At 70.7% G+C, this 20,673-nt stretch carries 16 protein-coding genes and 3 tRNA genes; 11 read left to right on the top strand and 8 right to left on the bottom strand.

Annotated elements, in window-relative coordinates:
* Positions 1-69: 69 nt before the first annotated feature.
* Entirely contained in the window at positions 70-2,784 is a 2,715-nt protein-coding gene (locus ASG70_RS12340; protein WP_162253907.1) for a LuxR family transcriptional regulator, read from the bottom strand.
* Positions 2,785-2,960: 176 nt separating this feature from the next.
* Between ASG70_RS12340 and ASG70_RS12335 the strand changes: the two genes are divergently transcribed.
* The 8 genes from ASG70_RS12335 to ASG70_RS12305 all read left to right on the top strand — a co-directional run bounded on the left by ASG70_RS12335 (position 2,961) and on the right by ASG70_RS12305 (position 13,201).
* A complete protein-coding gene (locus ASG70_RS12335) occupies positions 2,961-3,194 on the top strand; it encodes a heavy-metal-associated domain-containing protein (RefSeq protein WP_056884030.1) in 234 nt (77 codons plus the stop codon).
* 138 nt (positions 3,195-3,332) lie between these two features.
* The gene (locus ASG70_RS19330) at positions 3,333-3,506 is read left to right on the top strand and encodes a hypothetical protein (protein ID WP_156399955.1); all 174 of its coding nucleotides are present in this window, start codon (positions 3,333-3,335) and stop codon (positions 3,504-3,506) included.
* 35 nt (positions 3,507-3,541) lie between these two features.
* Entirely contained in the window at positions 3,542-4,327 is a 786-nt protein-coding gene (locus ASG70_RS12330; protein WP_056884029.1) for an ABC transporter ATP-binding protein, read from the top strand.
* Positions 4,328-4,332: 5 nt separating this feature from the next.
* Positions 4,333-6,861 (top strand): ABC transporter permease, encoded by a 2,529-nt coding sequence (locus tag ASG70_RS12325; protein ID WP_156399954.1) that lies wholly within the window; start codon positions 4,333-4,335, stop codon positions 6,859-6,861.
* 78 nt (positions 6,862-6,939) lie between these two features.
* Positions 6,940-7,437, top strand: a complete 498-nt coding sequence (locus tag ASG70_RS12320) for a GNAT family N-acetyltransferase (RefSeq protein WP_056884027.1) — start codon at positions 6,940-6,942, stop codon at positions 7,435-7,437.
* 99 nt (positions 7,438-7,536) lie between these two features.
* Positions 7,537-10,791, top strand: a complete 3,255-nt coding sequence (locus tag ASG70_RS12315) for a cation-translocating P-type ATPase (RefSeq protein ID WP_056884202.1) — start codon at positions 7,537-7,539, stop codon at positions 10,789-10,791.
* Positions 10,788-11,561, top strand: coding sequence for an aspartate/glutamate racemase family protein (locus tag ASG70_RS12310; RefSeq protein ID WP_304437975.1), 774 nt, complete (start codon positions 10,788-10,790; stop codon positions 11,559-11,561). The genes ASG70_RS12315 and ASG70_RS12310 overlap by 4 nt, the downstream gene beginning before the upstream one ends.
* 197 nt (positions 11,562-11,758) lie before the next feature.
* On the top strand, positions 11,759-13,201 hold the full coding sequence (locus tag ASG70_RS12305) for an MFS transporter (RefSeq protein ID WP_082590593.1): 1,443 nt from the start codon (positions 11,759-11,761) through the stop codon (positions 13,199-13,201).
* A 446-nt stretch (positions 13,202-13,647) separates the two neighbouring features.
* Here ASG70_RS12305 and ASG70_RS12300 read toward each other — a convergent pair.
* From ASG70_RS12300 to ASG70_RS12285, 4 genes are all read right to left on the bottom strand, one after another.
* Positions 13,648-13,722: transfer RNA gene (locus tag ASG70_RS12300), tRNA-Val, on the bottom strand.
* 30 nt (positions 13,723-13,752) lie between these two features.
* Positions 13,753-13,823, bottom strand: a tRNA-Cys gene (locus ASG70_RS12295).
* Between the two features lie 22 nt (positions 13,824-13,845).
* Positions 13,846-13,918 (bottom strand) — tRNA-Gly (locus ASG70_RS12290).
* Between the two features lie 36 nt (positions 13,919-13,954).
* Positions 13,955-15,118, bottom strand: a complete 1,164-nt coding sequence (locus ASG70_RS12285; protein WP_235531468.1) for a YihY/virulence factor BrkB family protein — start codon at positions 15,116-15,118, stop codon at positions 13,955-13,957.
* Between the two features lie 31 nt (positions 15,119-15,149).
* Here ASG70_RS12285 and ASG70_RS12280 point away from each other — a divergent pair, with 31 nt between their 5' ends.
* Positions 15,150-16,796 carry an acyl-CoA dehydrogenase family protein gene (locus ASG70_RS12280; protein ID WP_056884026.1) on the top strand — a complete coding sequence of 549 codons (1,647 nt, stop codon included), beginning with the start codon at positions 15,150-15,152 and terminating at the stop codon, positions 16,794-16,796.
* Positions 16,797-16,871: 75 nt separating this feature from the next.
* Positions 16,872-17,228, top strand: a complete 357-nt coding sequence (locus ASG70_RS12275; RefSeq protein WP_156399953.1) for a hypothetical protein — start codon at positions 16,872-16,874, stop codon at positions 17,226-17,228.
* A gap of 25 nt (positions 17,229-17,253) precedes the next feature.
* On the opposite strand, the gene ASG70_RS12270 is transcribed toward ASG70_RS12275, so the two are convergent.
* The 3 genes from ASG70_RS12270 to zapE all read right to left on the bottom strand — a co-directional run bounded on the left by ASG70_RS12270 (position 17,254) and on the right by zapE (position 19,738).
* Positions 17,254-17,628, bottom strand: coding sequence for a VOC family protein (locus tag ASG70_RS12270; protein WP_056884024.1), 375 nt, complete (start codon positions 17,626-17,628; stop codon positions 17,254-17,256).
* A gap of 118 nt (positions 17,629-17,746) precedes the next feature.
* Positions 17,747-18,721: a polyphosphate kinase 2 family protein gene (locus ASG70_RS12265; RefSeq protein ID WP_056884023.1), complete on the bottom strand. Its 975-nt coding sequence runs from the start codon at positions 18,719-18,721 to the stop codon at positions 17,747-17,749.
* A gap of 12 nt (positions 18,722-18,733) precedes the next feature.
* Complete coding sequence (gene zapE / locus ASG70_RS12260; protein WP_056884022.1) at positions 18,734-19,738, bottom strand: cell division protein ZapE; 1,005 nt, start codon at positions 19,736-19,738, stop codon at positions 18,734-18,736.
* Between the two features lie 32 nt (positions 19,739-19,770).
* Here zapE and ASG70_RS12255 point away from each other — a divergent pair, with 32 nt between their 5' ends.
* Positions 19,771-20,493, top strand: a complete 723-nt coding sequence (locus ASG70_RS12255) for a dihydrofolate reductase family protein (RefSeq protein ID WP_056884021.1) — start codon at positions 19,771-19,773, stop codon at positions 20,491-20,493.
* Positions 20,494-20,673 lie beyond the last annotated feature (180 nt).

The following is a 20,673-nucleotide window of genomic DNA, read 5'->3' as shown; positions in this document are numbered from 1 at the left end:
GCCGGCGATGCTTCACCCCGGCAGAATCGCCGGGTTGCGCCATGGCGGCCCCATCACCGCACAGCGCTCTCACACCTCCAGCGGCATGGCCATGAGCTCGGCTCGGGAAGCGACGCCGAGCTTGGTGAACACGTTGCGCAGGTGAAAGTCGACGGTGCGAGGGCTGACGAACAGCCGAGCTGCCGCATCCCGGTTCGACAGGCCCTGCCGCACCAGCGCGGCCACCTGACGTTCCTGCGCAGTCAGGGCGGTGGCAGTGGACACGTCACGCCGGCGGGCCTTCTCCCCGGAGGCGCGCAACTCCTGCCCGGCTCGTTCCGCCCACGCGGTGGCGCCGAGCTCCTCAAACAGCGCGGCCGCCGACCGCAGGTGCTCTCGGGCGTCCACGCGTCGTCGAGCCCGGCGCAGCCACTCACCGAACGCGAGTTCGGTCTTGGCCCGATCCGGTATCCGCACCGACGACGCGTGCGCAGCCAAGGCAGCGCGGAAGTGCCGTTCCGCGTCGTCACCGTCCGCCAGCAGCGCCCACCCGTGCTCCACCACTGCGCAAGCAGCGGGGGCACCGGCACCGGCCGCGAACGCTTCCATGTCCGCGAGCCAGGTACGCACGATGTCGGGGCGGTCGCCGCGGGCCGCCGCGTCGAACACGTCGAGGGTCGCCATCCGACGAAGCGGCGGGTTCGTCATCTGCTCGAAGTGGTGCAGAGCAACCGCCGGGTGGGCGCTGGCTCGCAAGGCCGACGCCCAGTGGACCAGGTCAACGACCAGGCCATCGGTGATGCCGACCCGGTGAGCGCGGCGAATCTGGGCCACCGTCTCCAGAAGCGCCTCAGCGGTGTCCTCGCCTCGCAGCGCGGCCATGAGCGCAACTTCGACGGTGGGCAGCGCTGTCATCCCAACGTGCCCGGTGCTGGCTGCCAGCGGCAGCGCCTCCACCGCGGCCGCGGCTGCCTTCGCCCAAGCGCCCGTGGCGACCTGCGACCAGAACCCTCGGGTCAGGGCGTGCTCGACCATGGTGAGCGCCCCATCCCTGCGAGCGATGGTGAGCTGCTCGTCGTGCAGCCGCAGACTGCTCTCGTCGTCGTCGATGAGAAACGCGGCAATGGCTAGGTTCGGCTGCAGGACGTGGTCGTCAGCAGGGTCGGCGTCCACCAGCTCGAACGCGGCACGAATCGACTCAGCTGCCAGCGCCCAGTTGCCGTCCGCAACGCCGCGGAACCCCCGCAGCAGCGCGGCCGCAGCCAACCCGTGCGCCGGAGCATCCGGCGCCGGGGCGCGGTGCCACAGGGCCTGGTCCAGCTGGCGCGGTGAATGCGCCCCGAAAGCGGCGAGGGCGGCGGCGAGCATCACCAGCTGCGCCGCCATCGCAGGGTCAACCCTGTCGGCCACTTCCGCGGCCTGCAGAACGAAGTCGTACCCGTCGTTCAACGAACGGGTGTTCCACGCAATCTGCCCTTGCAGGGTCAGGAGCTGCGCCCGTAGGTGCGGGTCGTCGATGTGCGGGTCGGCGGCGTTCGCGAGGGCGGCTGCCTGCGGCGGATGCGCACCCAGCCATGCCGACGACGCCGCCCGGTACAGGCGACGGCCGCGGTCTGGACTGCTGCTGGTGAGCTCTGCTGCGCGAGCCCACGCGGCTGCGGCAGCTTCGTGCCCACCTCGTCCGGCAGCCCGAGCGGCGACGGCGTCGAGCGCGGCGACGACGTTGTCGTCCGCGCGGTCGGTCGCGGCGGCCAGATGCCATGCCCGTCGGTCCGGGTCGTCGCCGAGGGCGTCAGCCAACGCTTGGTGCGCGGCGCGTCGTCCGGCGCTGGTCGCTGCTGTGTAGACGGCCGAGCGAACCAGCGGGTGGTACAGGGCCACCTGGCTGCCGGTCACGCTGAGCAGGCCGGCACGTTCAACCTCTTCCAGGGCGTCGTCGTCGGCGTGGAGTCGGTCCGCGGCGCCGCGGATGACGCTCACCCGTCCTGTGTCGTCGGCGCACGCGACCAGGAGCAGCTGTTGCGCGGCCTCGGGCAGACGCCGGTACCGGTCCAGGAACGCTCGTTCAACCCCATCGGTGAGCGGCAACGGCGACGGCATCGGTGCTGCGCCAGCGAGCTGCTCGGGGGTGAGCGCTGCGCCGAGCTCGACCAGGGCGAGGGGGTTGCCGCCGGTGGCAGCGACCAGGTGGTCACGCACAGCCGCCTCGACAACGCGGCCTGCGGTCCCGGCGAGTAGGGCGTCCGCATCGGGCCCGGACACCCCTGCCAAGGACAGGGTCGGCAGGTCAGGTGCGTCGAACCGGCGAGGGTCACCGTCCCGGGCGGCGAAGAGCAGCGCGACGCGTTCGGCCTGGATTCGGCGGGCAGTGAACAGCAGGGCTGCGGTGGACGCGTCGTCCAGCCAGTGCGCATCGTCGACCACGACCACGACCGGGGCTTCCTCGGCCGCATCCGCCAGGACGCTCAGGATGCCCATGAACGTCAGGAACCGGTCGCCGTCACCCTCCCGCTCACCCAAGGCAGTTCGCAACGCGGTCTGCTGCGGTACGGGCAGGGCGTCGATCCGGGAGCGGACGGGCCACAGCAGCCGCTGTAGCGCGGCAAACGCCAGCGGTGACTCCGACTCGACCCCGGACGTACGCAGCACGATCACGTCTTCGGCGTCCGTCACTGCCTCAGCCAGAAGAGTCGACTTCCCGGCCCCGGCGACGCCACGCACCACCAGTGACCCACCGCGGCCATCCCGGGCCGACTCGAGCAGGCGCGTCACTGCCGCGCGCTCCACACCCCGTCCAGCCAGCACGCCCAAATGCTAACCAGCCGCGCGGACATCGCGAGAGCCAATCGGTCCCGTCACCAGCACAAATACACCTGGGCGCCCCGGGGCTGCGGCGAGAACCCGGCGGTTTTACCGGCGTGAACAACTCCATGTTCGCCGACTCTCGTAACCAGAACCGCAACCACCATCAAGGAGTTCAGATGCTGTCCAGCACCCCCCGCACGTTCATCGGCTCGACCACGTTCACGGTGAACGGCATGACCTGCTCGCACTGCGAGCGGGCCGTCACCGCCGAGATCTCCGCCGTCGCTGGCGTCGACTCCGTCACCGTCGAGGTGGCCTCCGGCACCGTCACGGTCACGGCCTCCCAGCCCGTTGACCGCGCCGACATCGCCGCCGCCGTCGACGAGGCCGGCTACCTCCTGGCCCCCTGACCGACCCCCTAACCGGGCCGCAGCGGCGGGACGAGCCCCCCAGCCCCCGCCGCCGCGACCCCGCAACGCCCCCAGCAACACAGCACGGCCCGACAACGACCCAAACCGACCCATGCAGCACGAAAGGACGCACCAACCATGAACACGCTGCGCACCTACAGGACCCGCACCCGTGCACGCCACCTGAAGGCGGCGGTCACTGCCCACCACGCCAAGGACGAGCTGTCGCGCCACCGGGCAGACCGCCGCAGCGCCCGCGCCACGGTCGAGTCCCTCCACCCCACCCCTCCCATCTTCCTGTCCGTGCGCTGACGTCTGCGACGGCCACAAACACCCGAAGGAACGACATGACCACTCTGCACGCCACCAGCTTCAAACACGCATCCGCCCCCTTCCCGACCATCGCGGCCCGCGCCATCGACGTCGTCAAGACGTACGGCCGCGACGAGGCCACCGTCCGCGCCCTCGACGGCGCCAACGTCGCCATCCCCGCCGGCCGGTTCACCGCCGTCATGGGCCCATCCGGTTCCGGCAAGTCCACCCTCGTGCACGCCCTCGCCGGACTCGACCGCATCGACTCGGGCCAGGTCCTGCTCGGCGGAACCGACCTGAGCGCACTGTCCGAGCGGGACCGCACCCTGCTGCGCCGAGACCGGCTCGGCTTCGTGTTCCAGTCGTTCAACCTCGTCCCCGCGCTGACCGCGGCCGAGAACATCGCCCTGCCCTTGACGTTGGCCGGCAAGAAGCCCGACCCTGCCTGGCAGGCCGAACTGGTCGCCATGCTCGGCCTCGGCGCCCGCCTGAACCACCGCCCCGCCCAGCTGTCCGGCGGACAGCAGCAGCGGGTCGCCGTCGGCCGCGCCCTCATCGCCCGCCCCGACATCGTGTTCGCCGACGAACCCACCGGCAACCTCGACTCCCGCTCCGGCGCAGCCCTCCTGAGGTTCCTGCGCGACGCCACCCGCAGCTACGGGCAGACCATCGTCATGGTCACCCACGACCCCGTCGCCGCGTCGTACGCCGACCAGGTCGTCTTCCTCGCCGACGGCCGCGTCGTCGACGAGCTCGCAAACCCCACCCCCGAGACGGTGCTGGCCCGCACGGCCCACCTCGACACCCCGGACGGGAAGTGACCACCATGTGGCGACTGACCTTGTCCAACGCCATCGCGCACCGGTCCCGCCTCGCCCTGACCTGGGTCGCCGTCGCCCTCGGTGTCGCCTTCGTCGTCGGCGGCCTCGTCCTGACCGACACCAGCAGCCGAGTCCTGGACGACCAGTTCCGCACCGCCGCCGCCGGCGTCGACCTCACCATCCGCAGCTCCGCCGGGTTCGACTCCGCCATGGGCGTGGAGGTGCAGCGCGACCCGCTGCCCGCCACCCTCACCGACCGCATCGCTGGCACCGCCGGTGTCGCGAAGGTGCGCGCCGTCGCCGGCGGTTCCGCCCAGCTCCAGGTACGTGGCAAGACAGTGACGCCGAAGGGCCCAACCTTGCTCGGCACCTGGGCCGGCTCACCGTTCACCGCCTACACGTTGCGCGCTGGGCATGCCCCCACCGGCGCCGACGAGGTCGTCCTCGACGTCGCCACCGCGAAGGCCGAGCACGTCACGCTCGGCGACCGCATCACCGTGTCCGCCACCGCCAGTCGCACCCTGCGCGTCGTCGGGCTCACCCAAATCGGTGACGCCGACGGGCTCCCAAACAGCAACGTCCTGCTGACCGACCTGCACACCGCCCAGTTACTGCTCGGGCTCGGCACCGGCCTCACGTCCATCGAAGCCATCGCCGCCGACGATGTGAACGTCCCCGACCTTCGCACCCGACTGGCCGCCACCCTCGGCATCACGTACGCCGTCACCAGCGGCCAAGACGCCGCAGCGGCCAGCGCCGACGCCGCGAAGCAGTCCATCAGCTACCTGCGCATCGTGCTGCTCGCCCTTGCCGGTGCCGGCCTCGTCGTCGGAGCGTTCCTCATCGCGAACACGTTCGGCATCGTCCTGACCCAACGCTCCCGCGAGCTCGCCCTGCTGCGTGCCGCTGGGGCCACCGGTCGCCAGGTGCTCACCTCCGTGCTCGGTGAAGCTCTTCTCGTCGGTCTGACCGGCGCGGCGGGCGGCACCGCTGTCGGCGTCGGCGCCGCATACGGCCTTCGCGGCCTGGCCAAGTCGGCCGGCCTCGCCCTCCCCGGCGGCGCCCTGACCGTCACCGGCCGCACCCTGCTCGTCGGCCTCATCGCCGGAACTCTCCTGACCGTGCTCGCAGCGGTCGGCCCGGCCCGACGCGCCGCCCGCGTCGCCCCAGTGCAGGCGATGCGCGCCTCGGACCCTGCCCCCGCGACCACCAAGCGCGGTCGCCTGATCACCGGTCTGGTCCTGTTCGCCATCGCAGTCGCTCTCATGGTGGTCGCCGCAACGACTGGCAGCATGCCTGGGGTCGGTGCCGCGGCAGCCCTGCTCCTTGGTGCGGTGGTCGTGCTCGGGCCCGTCCTCGCGCCGAGACTGGCCAGGTCCGTGGGCCGTCCACTGAACCGCCTAGGTGTGCCTGGGCAGCTGGCCCGCGAGGCGACAGTGCGCAACCCGCGCCGGACGGCGTCCACCGCCATGGCCCTGGCCTTGGCTCTCGCCCTCATCACCTTCGTCGCAGTGATTGGCTCCTCCGTCAAAGCCATCGCCGCCGCCGGCGGTGAAGCCATCACCGCCGACCTGATGGTGCAGAGCAGTCGCGAGGAGATGCTCGGTGGGCTGTCCCCCGAGGTGGGGCAGCGGGTCGCGAACCTTCCGCAGGTCGCAGACACGTCCACCACCCGGTACGGGCACTGGCTCGACCAAGGAACCACCAGCGCCCTGACCGCAGTCGACCCGAACACCCTGCCCAAGGTCGCCAAGGTGACGATGACCGACGGAACGCTCACCGCGCTCCAGGACGGCGGCGTCGTCATCGCCGACAGTGTCGCCAAGGAGCGCGGGCTGGCCGTAGGGGACACCCTCGCCATGACTTTCCCCCGCGACGGGCAGCAGCAGCTTCGGGTCGTCGGTGTCATGGACGACCGGTCAGCGCAGGCAATGTCGACGAACTACGTCCTGTCGCTGGGCACGTACGCCACCCACTACAGCGAGAACGTCGACGCGACCGTCTACGTCGCCCTCAAGGACGGCGTAGACGGCAAGCAGGCGCGCGTCGCGCTGCGGGCCGCGGTCGCGGACTTCCCCAACGCGGCCATCCGCGACCAGGGCGAAGCGGCCGCTGGGCGCGCCGCCGCCACCGAGCAGGTCATCAGCCTCATCACCGTGCTGCTCGGGTTCGCCGTCCTCATCGCCCTGCTCGGAATCACGAACACGCTGGCGTTGTCCATCGTCGAACGGACCCGCGAAATCGGGCTCCTGAGGGCGGTCGGCATGACCCGGGCGCAACTGCGGCGCATGGTAGGTGCCGAAGCCGTCCTGGTCGCCGCCATCGCCGCCGTCGCCGGAGTCGCCCTCGGGCTCGTTCTGGCCGCAGGAACCCTGGCCGGACTGGCCGCTGACAACCCCGTCGTGATCCGAGTCCCGGCTGTGCAGCTGATCGCGGTGGTCGCCACCGCGGTCCTGGCCGGCCTGGCGGCCGGACTGGTGCCGGCCCGTCGCGCCGCCAAGCTCGACGTCCTCACCGCCATCGCCACCCAGTAGCCCCGTGGCGTCGGCCCACCCCTGCGGGCCGGCGCCACGGCCATCCCACCAACCGCACCACGACAAAGGAGCACCCAGATGACCACCACGAGCTACACCACGGGTCCCGCACTGCGAGTGCGGCGAGCCAACGAGGCCGACGCCACCGAGGTCGCCACCATGGTCGGCGAAATCGCGGCCCACGAGGACCAGGTCGCCCACGTCCACGTCGACGTGGACCAGTGGCGCACCCTGCTCGCGCGTCCCGACGTCATCGTGCTCATCGCCGAACGAGACAAGGCACCCATCGGTTACGTCTCCGCCATCCGCCAGCTGCACCTGTGGACCGGCGGCGACGTCATCAACCTCGACGACCTGTACGTCCGCCCCGGCCACCGCGACGGCGGCACCGGCCGCCAGCTCATGGGCGCCCTCGCCGCCCTCGCAGCGCCGGAACAGCTCATCATCCGCTGGGGCATGGAGCCCGACAACGTTGACGCCCAGCGGTTTTACGCCCGCCTCGGCGCAACCCTGCGGCCCAAAGTCCTCGCTGGCTGGTCCCCGTCCGCCTACGCCGACCTCGCTACACAGACCTGACCTCTCGCGCACCGAAACCCGGCCATTTCGCCGGTTCGACGCCGCCACCCCTCAACCACCATGAAGCACATGTCGTACCGCCCGACCCAGGAGCCCACCATGACCACCAGTGCCATCACGAGTGCACAGGCCACCACCGGAACCGAACAGCTGGACAGCTGCACTCTGGACATCGGTGGCATGACGTGCGCCTCCTGCGTCGGGCGGGTGGAGAAGGCCCTGAACCGGCTCGAAGGTGTGCACGCGCAGGTCAACCTCGCCACGGAGGTCGCCACCGTCCGCTTCAACTCCGCGCACATCGCACTGGAGGACCTGACCGCAGTGGTCGCCAAGGCTGGCTACACCGCCACCGTCCACCACGACGCGAACGACGACGCGAACAAGCCGGCCGCCACGCAGCCGGAGCGCGACGACCGGGACGCGCACCTGAGCGCGCTCAAACGCAAGTGGCAGGTCACCCTCGCCACCGGCCTGGGACTGATGGTGCTCATGTACGTGCCGCTGTATCTCGACGTCATGGACTGGCTGATGCCAGCCATCCTCGTTGTGGCCACCGTCGTCCAGTTCTGGGCCGGTCGTGAGATCTACGCCGCCGCGTGGGCCGCCGCCAAGCACCGCTCCACGAACATGAACACTCTCGTCGCCCTGGGCACCGGTGTCGCCTACGTGTACAGCGCGTTCGTCACCCTGTGGCCCGCCGCCGCCGAACGGTGGGGCTTGCCATTGCACGTGTACTTCGAGACATCGCTGGTCATCCTGGCCCTCGTCCTGGCCGGCCGGTGGATGGAGGGGCGGGCGAAGAAGCGCACCGCCGCCGCGATCACCGCCCTGGTCGGCCTGGCCCCCAAGACCGCCCGCGTCCTGCGCGACGGCACCGAGGTCGACATTCCCGTCGAGCAGGTCGTCGTCGGCGACCTCGTGCGAGTGCGACCCGGTGAGAAGGTGCCCGTGGACGGCACCGTCACCGACGGCGCATCCGCCGTCGACGAAAGCATGCTCACTGGCGAAAGCCTGCCAGTGGACAAGTCCGTCGGCGACCAGGTCATCGGCGCCACCCTCAACCGCACCGGCACCATGGTCCTGCAGGTCACCGCAGTCGGGCAGGACACCGCCCTGGCCCAGATCGTGCGACTCGTCGAGGACGCCCAAGGTTCCAAGGTCCCCATGCAGCAGCTTGCCGACCGCGTCTCCGCCTGGTTCGTGCCCATCGTCCTTCTGCTCGCCGCAGCCACGTTCACCGGATGGGCCCTGTTCGGCCCCGGCGGGATGACGACCGCCATCACAAGCACTATCGCCGTGCTCATCATCGCCTGCCCGTGCGCCCTCGGGCTCGCAACGCCGACCGCAGTCATGGTCGGCACCGGACGCGCCGCCGAGCTCGGCATCCTCGTCGGCAACGGCGACGCCCTCGAGACCGCCCGCCGGGTCACCGCCGTCGTCCTGGACAAGACCGGCACCATTACCCGCGGCAAGCCCGTCCTTACCTCCGTCACCAGCATCGGCGACTGGGACGAGAACACCGTCCTGGCCCTGGTCGCCGCCGCCGAGACCGGCAGCGAGCACCCCGTCGGCGAAGCCATCGTCGACGCCGCCACCACCCGAGCGCTCACGCTGCCGGCACTGCAGTCGTTCGACGCCGTACCCGGCCACGGCATCGACGGGAAGGTCGGTGGTCACCACGTGCTGGTCGGCAACCAAGCCCTGATGGATGCCCATGGCATCGACGTGACCGTCCTAACCCGAGCCGCCACCGATGAGGCCGCCCGCGGCCGCACCCCGATGTTCGTCGCCATCGACGCCAAGCCGGCCGGTGTGCTCACCGTGGCCGACACCGTCAAGCCCGAATCCGCGCAGGCGATCGCCCAGCTGCGCGCCCTCGGCACCCAGGTGTGGATGCTCACCGGCGACAACGCCGCCACCGCCAACGCCATCGCCGGCCAGGTCGGCATCGAGCACGTCCTCGCCGAAGTCCTGCCGGCCGACAAGGCCGCCAAGGTCCGCGAGCTCCAGCAGCAAGGTCACGTCGTTGCCATGGCCGGCGACGGGATCAACGACGCCGCGGCTCTGTCCGCAGCCGACGTAGGCATCGCCATCGGCACCGGCGCCGACGTTGCCATCGCAGCCTCCGACATCACCCTCGTCGGCGGCGACCTGCGCGGCATCGTCTCCGCCATCGCCCTGTCCCGGCGCACCGTCACCACCATGAAGCAGGGCCTTGGGTGGGCGTTCGGCTACAACCTGCTCCTCATCCCCGTCGCCGCTGGTGCCGTGTCCTGGTGGCACGACCTGCGCCTGGACCCCGTGCTTGCCAGCGCCGCCATGGCGATGAGCTCCGTCAGCGTCCTGACCAACGCGCTGCGGCTGCGCCGCTTCGCCCGCCCCGACACCGTCGCCGAGATCCTGCGACCGCCGCTGCGGGCCCGTGTCAGCCAGTACGCCTACCTGGCTGGCGTCGCCGTCGTCGCCCTCACGCTCGGCGCAGGCTTGACCGCCCTCAGCCGGATGGACGTCGCCGCACACGGGATGAACGGCCAGCTGGCTTGGACCCAAAGCACCGGCATGCCAATGCGCCCCGCGATGAGCGTCATGATGACCGCCGAAGTGCCCCCGGTCGACGCCGCTGACGCCGGAGTCGCTGTGCGCGTCGACCTCCCCGCCAACACCCGGCCAGGAGTCCCCACCCAGCTAACGGTCACCGTGCTCGACGCGCACACCGACCAGCCGGTGCAGGACCTGATCCGCAGCCACCAGGCGTGGATGCACCTCATCGCCACCCGGACGGACCTTGGCACCTTCACTCACATCCACCTTCAGCCGACCGGACGACCGGGCCAGCTCGCCGTCCAGGTCACCTTCCCCACGCCAGGACGCTTCATCATCAACACCGAGTTCCGGCGGCAGGGCCAGATGGCCGACATCCACCAGCGCCAGGTCATCACCGTCGCAGGGATCGCCCCCAACCCGGACACCCTGTCCGAAGGGTCGCGTACCGCCGTCGTCGACGGCATCCGCGTCGACCTCGCAGGTAAGCCCCGGCCCGGCCAACGCAGCGACCTTCACTACACGTTCACCGACGCCGCCACGGGCGAACCCATCAACCAGCTCCAGCCCTACCTCGCAGCCGCCGGCCACATCGTCATCATGCGCGCAGACGGGCAGACATTCGCCCACGAGCACGCCGAGGTCACCGACTCCCGCGGCCGCCCAGTCTTCGCCCTGCCAGGGCAGACCTTCGGCCCCGAGCTCGACGTCCACGCCGAGTTCCCCACCGCCGGGACCTACCAGACCTGGGCGCAGTTCCGCGTCGCGAACGGGCACGTCATCACCGTCCCGTTCACCATCCGAGCCCAATGACAGACAAGACGCACCTGAAGACACCGAACCACCGGATGACGTTGTCCGGTCCCGACCATCGAGAGGAACATGACGCCATGAAACTTCTGGGAGTGCTGGGCGGAATGAGCTGGACCAGCACAGCCGAGTACTACCGACTGCTCAACCACGGCGTCGCCGTACGGCTCGGCGGCCTGCACTCAGCCCGCCTCCTGGTCCACAGTGTCGACTTCGCACCGGTCGCCGCGATGCAGCACGACGGCAACTGGGACGGCACCACGACAGTGCTCGTCGACGCCGCCCAAGAACTTGAACGCGCCGGCGCGCAAGGACTCATCCTCGCAACCAACACCATGCACAAGGTCGCCGACCAGCTTCAGGCAGCCACGAACATCCCCCTCCTACACATCGCCGACGCCACAGCGGCGCGCATTCGCGCCGACGGGCTTCATACGGTCGCGCTCCTGGCGACCGCGTTCACGATGGAGCAGGACTTCTACATCGGACGCCTCCGCGACCAAGGTCTCGACGTCATCACCCCCGACGACGCCGAACGCGCCGACGTCCACCGGATCATCTACGACGAACTGTGCCAAGACGTCGTCCTCGACTCCTCACGCGACAGGTACCGCGAAGTGATGGACCACCTGGCCCAGCGCGGCGCCGAAGGCATCATTCTCGGCTGTACCGAAATCGGTCTGCTCGTCGAAGCGGGCGACGCCTCCGTGCCGCTGTACGACACGACCGCAATCCACGTCGAGCAAGCCATCGACTGGATGCTGGCCCCCTAGTCACCGGGCGCGCGCCACGTCAGCAGTCCGCACTGCCAGCTCAGGCGAGCCAGTCCGCATCAAGGACAGCTCACGCGGCAGGAGGAGCGCTTCGTGCCCGGGCCCCGTAACCCGGCCATTTCACCGGCGCGAACACCCCTGCCCCAGCGGCACCTTGGACATGCACCACAACCCGTGCCACACCCAAGGAGCCAGAAGTGTCCGCCACCCTCGAGACCAGCACCCGCCCGGCAGACCCCATCAGCACGACCATCAACGCCGCAGACCGGCGTGCCGGTCAACGCCGCTGGGTCGCCCTCGGGCTGCTGGTGTCCGCGCAGTTCGTCGTCATGCTCGACACCTCCATCGTCAACGTGGCCCTGCCCTCCATCCAGGGCGCCCTGGGGCTGGGCCCCACCGCCATCACCTGGGTCGTCAACGCGTACGTGCTCGCGTTCGGCGGCCTGCTGCTCCTGTCCGGGCGTGCCGCTGACCTGTTCGGGCGGCGCCGCATGTTCGTCGCTGGCTCGGCGCTCTTCACCGTCGGCAGCCTCCTGGCCGCGTTCGCCCCCAACGCAGGTCTCCTCATGGGCGGTCGCATCATCCAAGGCGCCGGCGCCGCAGCACTCAGCCCAGCCGCCATGTCCCTGCTCCTGCTCACCTACCCCGGCACCGCGCGAGCGCGCGCCATGAGCATCTGGGGCGCCGCCTCAGCACTCGGCGGAGCCACCGGCGTCATGGCCGGCGGACTACTCGTCGGCACCTTCGGCTGGTCCTCGGTCTTCTTCGTGACCGTGCCCGTGTCCGTCGCCGCCGTCACCCTCGCCCCGTACGTCCTCCCCGAAGGAGCACACGGCACCCGCCGCCGGTTCGACTGGCACGGAGCCGCCGCCATCACCGGAGCCGTCATCGCCCTGGTCCACGGCGCACTCGGCATCGCCGAACGCGGCCTCACCTCTCCGACTGTCCTGGCAAGCCTCGCCGCCTCCGCCGCCCTGCTCGCCATCTTCATGGCCGTCGAACGCCGCACCCCCGACCCGCTCGTACCCCTCGAGCTCTTCGCGTCCAGAACCCTGAGCACCGGCGTGGCCCTTGCTGTCCTCGGCGGCGCAGCCCGAGCCTCCACCTTCGTCCTCGTAGCCCTCTACCTCCAGCAGGCCCTCGGCATGGCCCCACGGGAGGCTGGCTTGGCGATGCTTCCCACGTCGCTGACCGGCTTCGCGTTTTCCCTCGCCCTGCTTCCGCGCATCCTTCGCGCCCTCGGCCCGCAGCGCACCCTCGTGGCCGGCCTCATGGTTCTCGCAGCCGGCCACCTGTGGCTCGCCCACGCGCCGGCAGGGAACGGGTATGCCGTGGCCGTCCTCCCCGGGCTCCTGCTAGTCGCGATCGGTGTCGCCCTCAGTTTCACGCCCACCACCATGGTCATCGCCTCCGCGGCCCCCGCCACGCACGCCGGCCTCGCAGCCGGTCTCGCAGGCTCAGCCACCCAAGTCGGCGCCGCGCTCGGCACCGCCACCTTCACCGCCATCGGTGTCTCCACCGCCACCCCCGCCTCCGGCCACCTCGGCGCCGCAGGCTTCTCCGCCGCCTTCACCGCGGCTGCGGTAGTCGCACTGTCGACCGCCGCCCTCGGGTCTGGCCTTGCCCGAACCCATCCTTGAACAGAATCCCCAGAACCCGGACCGCCTCCCATGGCGTTCTCGTATCCGGGCCCGGCAGTTGACCCGGCCGCGTGGCTCTCGTGTCTGGTTCAGCTTGCGGCGTTGCTCGACCCAATCCGCGATGTCAGGAGGGAACCAGAGCGCGGGTCAGGTCACGCTGTCACCTAACCGTGCAGCAGACGCCTGATTTTCGACACGATCGGCGCAGAGGCACCGCAGAAGGGTCCATCCCGCGGCGTACCCATGACGGCGAGTGACCTCTTCCCCGCGCGGGAAGTGACGGGCCCACCGTCGGACGTCCACGCACGTCAGCGGACGTGCAGGGACCGGTACGAGGGCCGAAACGCGACCTCTTAGTCAAGCAGCTAGTCAAGCAGGCGTCCCTGACGCGGCCCAACGAAGCAGCCCCTGATCTGCGTTTCCGCTGGTCAGGGGCTGTTTCGTACTGGTGGGCGATACTGGGTTTGAACCAGTGACCTCTTCCGTGTCAAGGAAGCGCGCTACCACTGCGCCAATCGCCCGAGGGTGGTGCTTCGGGTTCGTACGTGTCGAGGTGGAGACGGGATTTGAACCCGTGTACGCGGCTTTGCAGGCCGCTGCCTCGCCTCTCGGCCACTCCACCGTGAAGGCGGTCAAACCCTCCGAGCGGATGACCGGGCTCGAACCGGCGACCTCAACCTTGGCAAGGTTGCGCTCTACCAACTGAGCTACATCCGCATTACACGCGCGTTGGTGTCGAACGGGCTGGTGTTGCTACCCGCTGCGCGTGCGAAGGAAACTTATCCGATCACCCGCGTCCTCTCCAAATTGGGCGTCTTCCGAGCCCTCCGGGACCGGCGTCAGCGGCTTGCGCGCCTCCTCCCGGAGCTCCTCGAGCGTGCCTGCGAGACCGTCCCGCCCCGGGCCGTCCCAGCCGTCCTCGGCAGGCAGCGGGGCCCGCACCGGGGCATCCACCGGGCGCGCCCGGTCGTCCCTGCGGTCGGCCAGCCGCGCCTTGACCCACTCGACCGCCCGGGCCCGCAGCGACAGCCGCTCCTCGACCGGCCAGAGGGTGCGGATCCCGGCGTTGAGCGCGGCACCGATGAGCACGGCGATGGCGAGGGCGTACAGGAAGATCAGCAGGACGATCGGGGCCGTGAGTGGCCCGTAGATCGACGTGCCGCCCTTCAGGGAGGCTGCGACGGTGCCACGCAGGACGTAGGAGGACAGCGACCACAGCACGAGGGTCAGCACCGCTCCCGGCACGTCGCGCGCCCAGGGAGTGCGACGCGGGGTGGAGATGTGGAACAACGTGGCGATGCTCGCCACCGCCACGATGGTCACCACGGGCCAGTAGAGCCAGGCGAGGAGCTCGATCTCCTTGGGCAGCAGGTCCTTGAGCCACGTCGGTCCGATGACGACCAGCGGGATGACGACCACGCCGACCACGAGCGACAGGAAGTAGAGCGTGAGGGAGAGCGCCCGCGTGCGCACGATCCCGCGCACGCCGGACTGCCCGTACATGATCGAGATGGTGTCCACGAAGACGTTGAGGGCGCGCGACCCCGACCAGACCGACAGCAAGAAGCCCACGGAGATGAGGTCGAACCGCCCGTCCTTGAACACGTCCTGCACCGTGGGCAGCAGGGTGTTCTGGATGACTCCGGGCGTCAGGAAGCGCCCCGCCCAGGTCTGGATGCCCACGATGATCTCGTCGACGGTGCTCTGGCCGAGCCACTTGCCGAGGTAGCCGACGCCGCCGAACAGCCCCAGTACCAACGGCGGCAGCGACAGCAGCATGAAGAAGCCCGCCTCGGATGCCAGGCCGGTCACGCGGTAGCGCAGGCAGACCCGGATCGTCTCGACGGTCATCCGCGCGACGGGCATGGCGCCGGGGATGCGCACCAGCTCGCGACGGACCCGCGACTTGAGACTCACCAGCCCACGGTATCCCGCATACTCTGCCCCCGTGCCCACCCACGCCGTCACCAACCAGGCCCCGCCGCTCCCGGACTACAACGCGCTGACGAGCAACCCCGCGCTCGTCGAGGCGCTGCAGCGGTGGGGCGACGACGCCGCACACGCCGAGGTCGAGCACCTGGGTGCGCTCTCGGGTTCGGCGCAGGCGCGCAGCTGGGCCGAGCAGGCGGACACCCACGAGCCCGTCCTGCGCACCCACTCCACTGCCGGTGAGCGCCTCGACGAGGTGGAGTTCCACCCCGCCTGGCACTCCCTCATGGAGGTGGCGGTGGCGGGTGGCCTGACCGCCGAGCCCTGGACACGGCCGAGGGGCACGGGCGCGCACGTACGCCGCGCTGCCGGCTTCACGACGTGGTCCGAGGTCGAGCAGGGCCACCTGTGCCCGGTGTCCATGACGTATGCCGCCGCGCCGGCGCTCGCGGCGAACCCCGAGCTCGCGTCCGCGTGGGTACCCCGGCTCGCCTCGCGGACCTACGACTTCGGGCTGCGCCCGGCCACGGCCAAGGCGGGCGCTATCGCGGGGATGGGCATGACCGAGAAGCAGGGCGGCTCCGACGTCCGCGCGAACACGACGCGCGCCGTCGCCGCGGCCGACGGCCCGCTGGAGGGTGGCGACACCTACCGGCTCACCGGCCACAAGTGGTTCTGCTCGGCGCCCATGAGCGACGCGTTCCTCGTCCTCGCCCAGACCGATGCAGGAGTCGGCTGCTTCCTCGTGCCGCGGGTCCTCGACGACGGGACGCGCAACTCCTTTGCCCTGCAACGCCTCAAGGACAAGCTCGGCAACCGGTCAAACGCCTCGTCGGAGGTCGAGCTCGACGGCACCTGGGGCGTCCGCGTCGGTGACGAGGGCCGCGGCATCCGCACCATCCTCGACATGGTCGCGGCCACCCGGCTCGACTGCGTCCTGGGCTCGACGTCGACGATGCGCGCCGCGCTGCTCCGTGCCATCCACCACGCGCGGCACCGCACCGCCTTCGGCGCGCTGCTGGTCGACCAGCCGCTCATGCAGAACGTCCTCGCCGACCTGGCGCTCGAGACGGAGGCGGCCACCACGCTCGCGCTGCGACTCGCCCACGCCGTCGACGAGGGCGACACCGCGTTCTCGCGCCTGGGCGTGGCCCTCGGCAAGTACTGGGTCTGCAAGCGGACACCGGTGATGGTGGCCGAGGCGCTGGAGTGCCTGGGGGGCAACGGCTACGTCGAGGAGAACGGCCTGGCCCGGCTCTATCGCGAGGCGCCCCTCAACTCGATCTGGGAGGGCTCCGGCAACGTCAACGCCCTCGACGTGCTGCGCGCGGTCGGGCGCGAGCCGGCCTCTGTGGAGGCCTACCTCGCGGAGGTGGCGCTCGGCCGCGGGCACGGCGCCACCCTCGACGCCGCGATCGACCGGCTCCCTGACGCCCTTGCACGAGCGGCGGACCCCCGGGCGCAGGCCGGCGCCCGGCGCCTGGTGGAGCAGCTCGCGGTGACGCTGCAGGCTTCGCTCCTCGCGCGGCACGCCCCAGGGGTGGTGTCCGACGCCTTCGTGGCGAGCCGGCTCGGAGGCGACCACGGGTCGACGTTCGGGACGCTCGACGCCGGCCTCAGCGCGCACAGCGCGGCGACCCTCGTGGAGCGGGCGTTCTCCGCCTGAACCGACGTCGCCCGCTCGACGCAACCGACGAACGGACGATCGACAGCCCGCTGGGCGCGACCCGATACTCGCCGCATGAGAGGTCAACCCGGACGGGGAGCCACGATCGGTCTCTTCATGGGCGCGGTGCTCGCGGCCCTGCTCATCCTGCTGCCGGCCGCCATGAAGGGGCTCAGCTACCAGGACGTCACCGACCCGCTCCTGTACATGGGGCTGCCCATCGTCGTCCTCGGCATGTGCGTCGGCGCGATCTTCGGCGCACCGACGCCGCGGCCACAGACCGAGGTGTGGCACGCGCCGGTCCAGCGGCCCTCGGGCGCCGCGATGGCCGCGGGCGGGATCGTGCTCGTCGTCGTCTGCGCGCTGGCCACGTGGGTGCTCCTGTGGGGTCTCGGGTACCTCGCCGAGCCACCTCCGGGGCTCAAGCGCTGACCGCCGCACACTCGGCGGGTGGCGGTCAGTCCTGGATGACGGACAGGACGTTGCCGGCCGGGTCGGTGAACCACGCGATCAGCGGGCCACCGCCGCGGAAGATGCCCTTGGCGTCGGTCTCCATCGGCGTCCCCGGGTAGGTCTCGAACCGCACCCCGGCAGCACTGAGCTCGTCGACGGCCTTCTCGATGTCGGCGACGGGGAAGTTGAGCACGGTGAAACCGGCAGGCTGGTGGTCCGGCTTGGGGTACACGATGGCGCGGTGGTCCCCGCCCAGGTGCAGGGTCAGGATCCCCATCTGCTCGGTCACCTCGAGCCCGAGCACGCCGGCGTAGAACGCCCGTGCTGCCTCGATGTCGTCGGTCGAGAACCCGCTGAAGGCCTTGGAGTCGCGGAGCATGTCCCGGTCCTTTCGTCCGTGGGCAGCAGCAGGCGCTGCTGCCTCACCCCTACCGACCGCCCACCAGGTCGGAACTCATCGGTCCGACGTCGCGCCGCCTCTCGCGCCCGTGGACGGGTCAGGTGGCGCGCAGGCGCTGCTGCTCCTCGGCGACGTCGTAGTCGACGGCCGGCCACTGCGGGTCCATCGCCTCGAGGTGCTCGAGGACCAGGCTCTGCACGGCCAGGCGGGCGTACCACTTGCGGTCGGCCGGGACGACGTACCAGGGCGCCGCGTCGGTGGACGTCCGGTCGAGCACCGCCTGGTAGGCCTCCTGGTACTGCGGCCAGGACATCCGCTCGTCGACGTCACCCGGGTTGTACTTCCACTGCTTGTCAGGGCGCTTGAGCCGCCGGGCGAGCCGCGCCTTCTGCTCGTCGGTGGAGATGTGCATCATCACCTTGACGACGGTGGTGCCGTCGGCGACGACCTTCTCCTCGAACGCGTTGATCTGCGCGTAGCGCCGCGACCACGTCGACCGGGGCACGAGGTCGTGCACCCGGACGACCAGGACGTCCTCGTACTGCGAGCGGTCGAAGACCCCGACCTGGCCGGGGTGAGGGAGGGCGTTCCGGATGCGCCACAGGAACGGGTGGCTGCGCTCCTCGGCCGAGGGTGCCTTGAACGAGGTGTAGCGCACGCCCTGCGGGTCCATCCCCCCGACGACGTGGCGCATGATGCCGCCCTTGCCCGAGGTGTCCATGCCCTGCACGATCAGCAGCAGCGACCGCTGGCCGTCCATCTTCGACTCGGCGTAGAGCCGCTCCTGGAACTCGCCGATCTCGCCGGCCCGCGCTGCCAGCGCCTCCTGCCCAGCGGCCTTGTCCCCGTCGAAAGCCGGCGTCGACCCCGGGTCGCACTCCGCGAGGATGAACCCCTCGCGCACCCGCAGCGCGTCGCTGAAGGACACCGGCGCCAGGGCGGTCGCCTTGGCTGCCTTGCTGTCGGGGTGCTTGCTGGCCTTCTTCGCACGGCCGGCCTTCGTCGCGGCGGCCACAGCCGCACCCTTGCCGGAGCTGCCTGACTTACCGGACTTCTTGTCCTTCTTCGCCATTGGCGCATCCTGTCACCGGTCGTCACCGCGCGCGAGGGCTGTGAGGCGCGAGACCGCGCGGTAGTACTTCTTGCGGTAGCCGCCGGCGAGCATCTCCGGCGAGAACACCTCGCCGAGGGGCAGCCCGCTGGCGAAGACGGGGATGTCCTCGTCGTACAGGCGGTCCGCGAGGACGACCAGCCGCAGGGCCACCGCCTGGTCCGTCACCGCCCGGACGTGCGTCCAGCCCACGGCCGTCACGCCGTCGAGCATCGCCCGGTAGCGGCTGGGGTGGACGGTGGACAGGTGGCGGGTGACGTCGACGAAGTGGTCACGGACCGCGCCGTCACGGTCGGTGGCCTCGTGCACCTCCGCCTCCTCGAGCGGAGCCGGGCTCTCGAGCAAGTCACGGTGCCGGTAGTCGGGACCGTTCACGGTGACGACGTCGAACCGTGACGCCAGCGCCTGGATCTCGCGCAGGAAGTCCTCCGCCGCGAACCTGCCCTCCCCCAGCGCGTCCGGCAACGTGTTGCTCGTGGCCGCGAGGGACACGCCCGCCTCCGTGAGGCGCGCAAGCAGGGTGGCCATGAGGACCGTGTCGCCGGGGTCGTCCAGCTCGAACTCGTCGATGCACACCAGCTGGTGACCGCTCAACGCCTCGACGGTCTGGGCGAACCCCAGTGCGCCGACGAGGTTGGTGTACTCGACGAACGTCCCGAACGCCTTGGGCCCGGACGCCTCGTGCCAGAGGCTCGCGAGGAGGTGGGTCTTTCCGACGCCGAAGCCGCCGTCGAGGTAGATGCCGCGCCCCGCCTGCGGCCGCTTGCGACGCCGCCCGAACAGCCCCTTGCCGCCGGTCTCCCCCTGCAGCCCCGCTGCATACTCCTCGAGCCGCTCGACGGCCGCGGCCTGGCTGGGCTCGGACGGGTCCGGCCGGTAGGTGGAGAAGCGCTCCCCGTCGAAGCGCGGCGGCGGCACGAGGTCGCGCACGAGGCGGTCGCGGTCGAGCTTCGGCGAGCGGTCGGTGAGGGAAGCCACGCACGCAGCGTAGGTGAGGCAGACTGCGCGCCATGCGCCTGCTGCTCAGCGAGACCGGCTCCCCCGCTCCCGGCACCGTGCTCGACGAGGCAGCCCTGCGCGAGGCGTACGCCGTGCCGGGTGACCGCGCGTGGCTGCGCGTCAACTTCGTGTCGTCACTGGACGGCTCCGTCACCGGCGCCGACGGGCGTTCGGGCAGCATCAACACGCCTGCCGACTTCACCGTCTTCTCCCTGCTGCGCCGGCTGGCCGACGTCGTGGTCGTGGGTGCCGGGACGGTGCGCGACGAGGGGTATCCCGCGTTGCGCGACGAGGACCCCGACGCCCCGGTCCTCGCCGTGGTGAGCAACCGCGGCCACCTCCCGCCGAAGGTCGCCGCGACCTCGCCCCGGGGCAGCGCCCTGCTCGTGACCTGCGAGGCGGCCGACGACGCGGGAGTCGAGCGCGCGCGGGCCGTGCTCGGTGCGGACAACGTCATCGTGACCGGCGTCGAACAGGTCGACCTCGTGGGAGCACGAGCGGCGTTGGAGGACAGAGGATTTCGCACCATGTTGTCCGAGGGCGGCCCTTCGCTCTTCGGAGCGATGCTCGCGGCAGGCGTGGTGGACGAGGTCGACCTGACCTGGGCGCCCACCATGGTCGGAGGCGGGCCCGGCCGGATCACTGCCGGACCCGGCGTCGACGTGGCGCTGACGCCCATGCTGCTGCTCGAGGAGGACGGCACCGTCCTCGGCCGTTGGCGCGTCGATCACTGATCGCTGGTCAGTGAGGCTGGTGGGCTTGCACGATGCCCGGCAGGTCGGATGGATCCCGTTACGCTGCAAGCGTATTCGCTTCACCAGCGCTTCCCCTCGCGTTCGAACACCTGTACGATTGAGGCATGCCCACCGCCCCGCTCGCGCAGACCCGGCACCGCCGGCAGCAGGAGCTGTGGG

The sequence above is a fragment of the Phycicoccus sp. Soil748 genome, assembly GCF_001428025.1.
Lineage (GTDB): Bacteria > Actinomycetota > Actinomycetes > Actinomycetales > Dermatophilaceae > Pedococcus.
Note: the sequence above shows the minus strand (reverse complement) of the source record. Positions and strands in the feature narration are given on the sequence as shown.

Excerpts from the sequence above, each read along its gene's own strand:
- ASG70_RS12335 (WP_056884030.1), top strand. The coding sequence starts at position 2,961 with ATGCTGTCCAGCACCCCCCGCACGTTCATCGGCTCGACCACGTTCACG.
- ASG70_RS19330 (WP_156399955.1), top strand. The coding sequence starts at position 3,333 with ATGAACACGCTGCGCACCTACAGGACCCGCACCCGTGCACGCCACCTG.
- ASG70_RS12330 (WP_056884029.1), top strand. The coding sequence starts at position 3,542 with ATGACCACTCTGCACGCCACCAGCTTCAAACACGCATCCGCCCCCTTC.
- ASG70_RS12325 (WP_156399954.1), top strand. The coding sequence starts at position 4,333 with ATGTGGCGACTGACCTTGTCCAACGCCATCGCGCACCGGTCCCGCCTC.
- ASG70_RS12320 (WP_056884027.1), top strand. The coding sequence starts at position 6,940 with ATGACCACCACGAGCTACACCACGGGTCCCGCACTGCGAGTGCGGCGA.
- ASG70_RS12315 (WP_056884202.1), top strand. The coding sequence starts at position 7,537 with ATGACCACCAGTGCCATCACGAGTGCACAGGCCACCACCGGAACCGAA.
- ASG70_RS12310 (WP_304437975.1), top strand. The coding sequence starts at position 10,788 with ATGACAGACAAGACGCACCTGAAGACACCGAACCACCGGATGACGTTG.
- ASG70_RS12275 (WP_156399953.1), top strand. The coding sequence starts at position 16,872 with ATGAGAGGTCAACCCGGACGGGGAGCCACGATCGGTCTCTTCATGGGC.
- ASG70_RS12270 (WP_056884024.1), bottom strand. The coding sequence starts at position 17,628 with ATGCTCCGCGACTCCAAGGCCTTCAGCGGGTTCTCGACCGACGACATC.
- ASG70_RS12265 (WP_056884023.1), bottom strand. The coding sequence starts at position 18,721 with ATGGCGAAGAAGGACAAGAAGTCCGGTAAGTCAGGCAGCTCCGGCAAG.
- ASG70_RS12255 (WP_056884021.1), top strand. The coding sequence starts at position 19,771 with ATGCGCCTGCTGCTCAGCGAGACCGGCTCCCCCGCTCCCGGCACCGTG.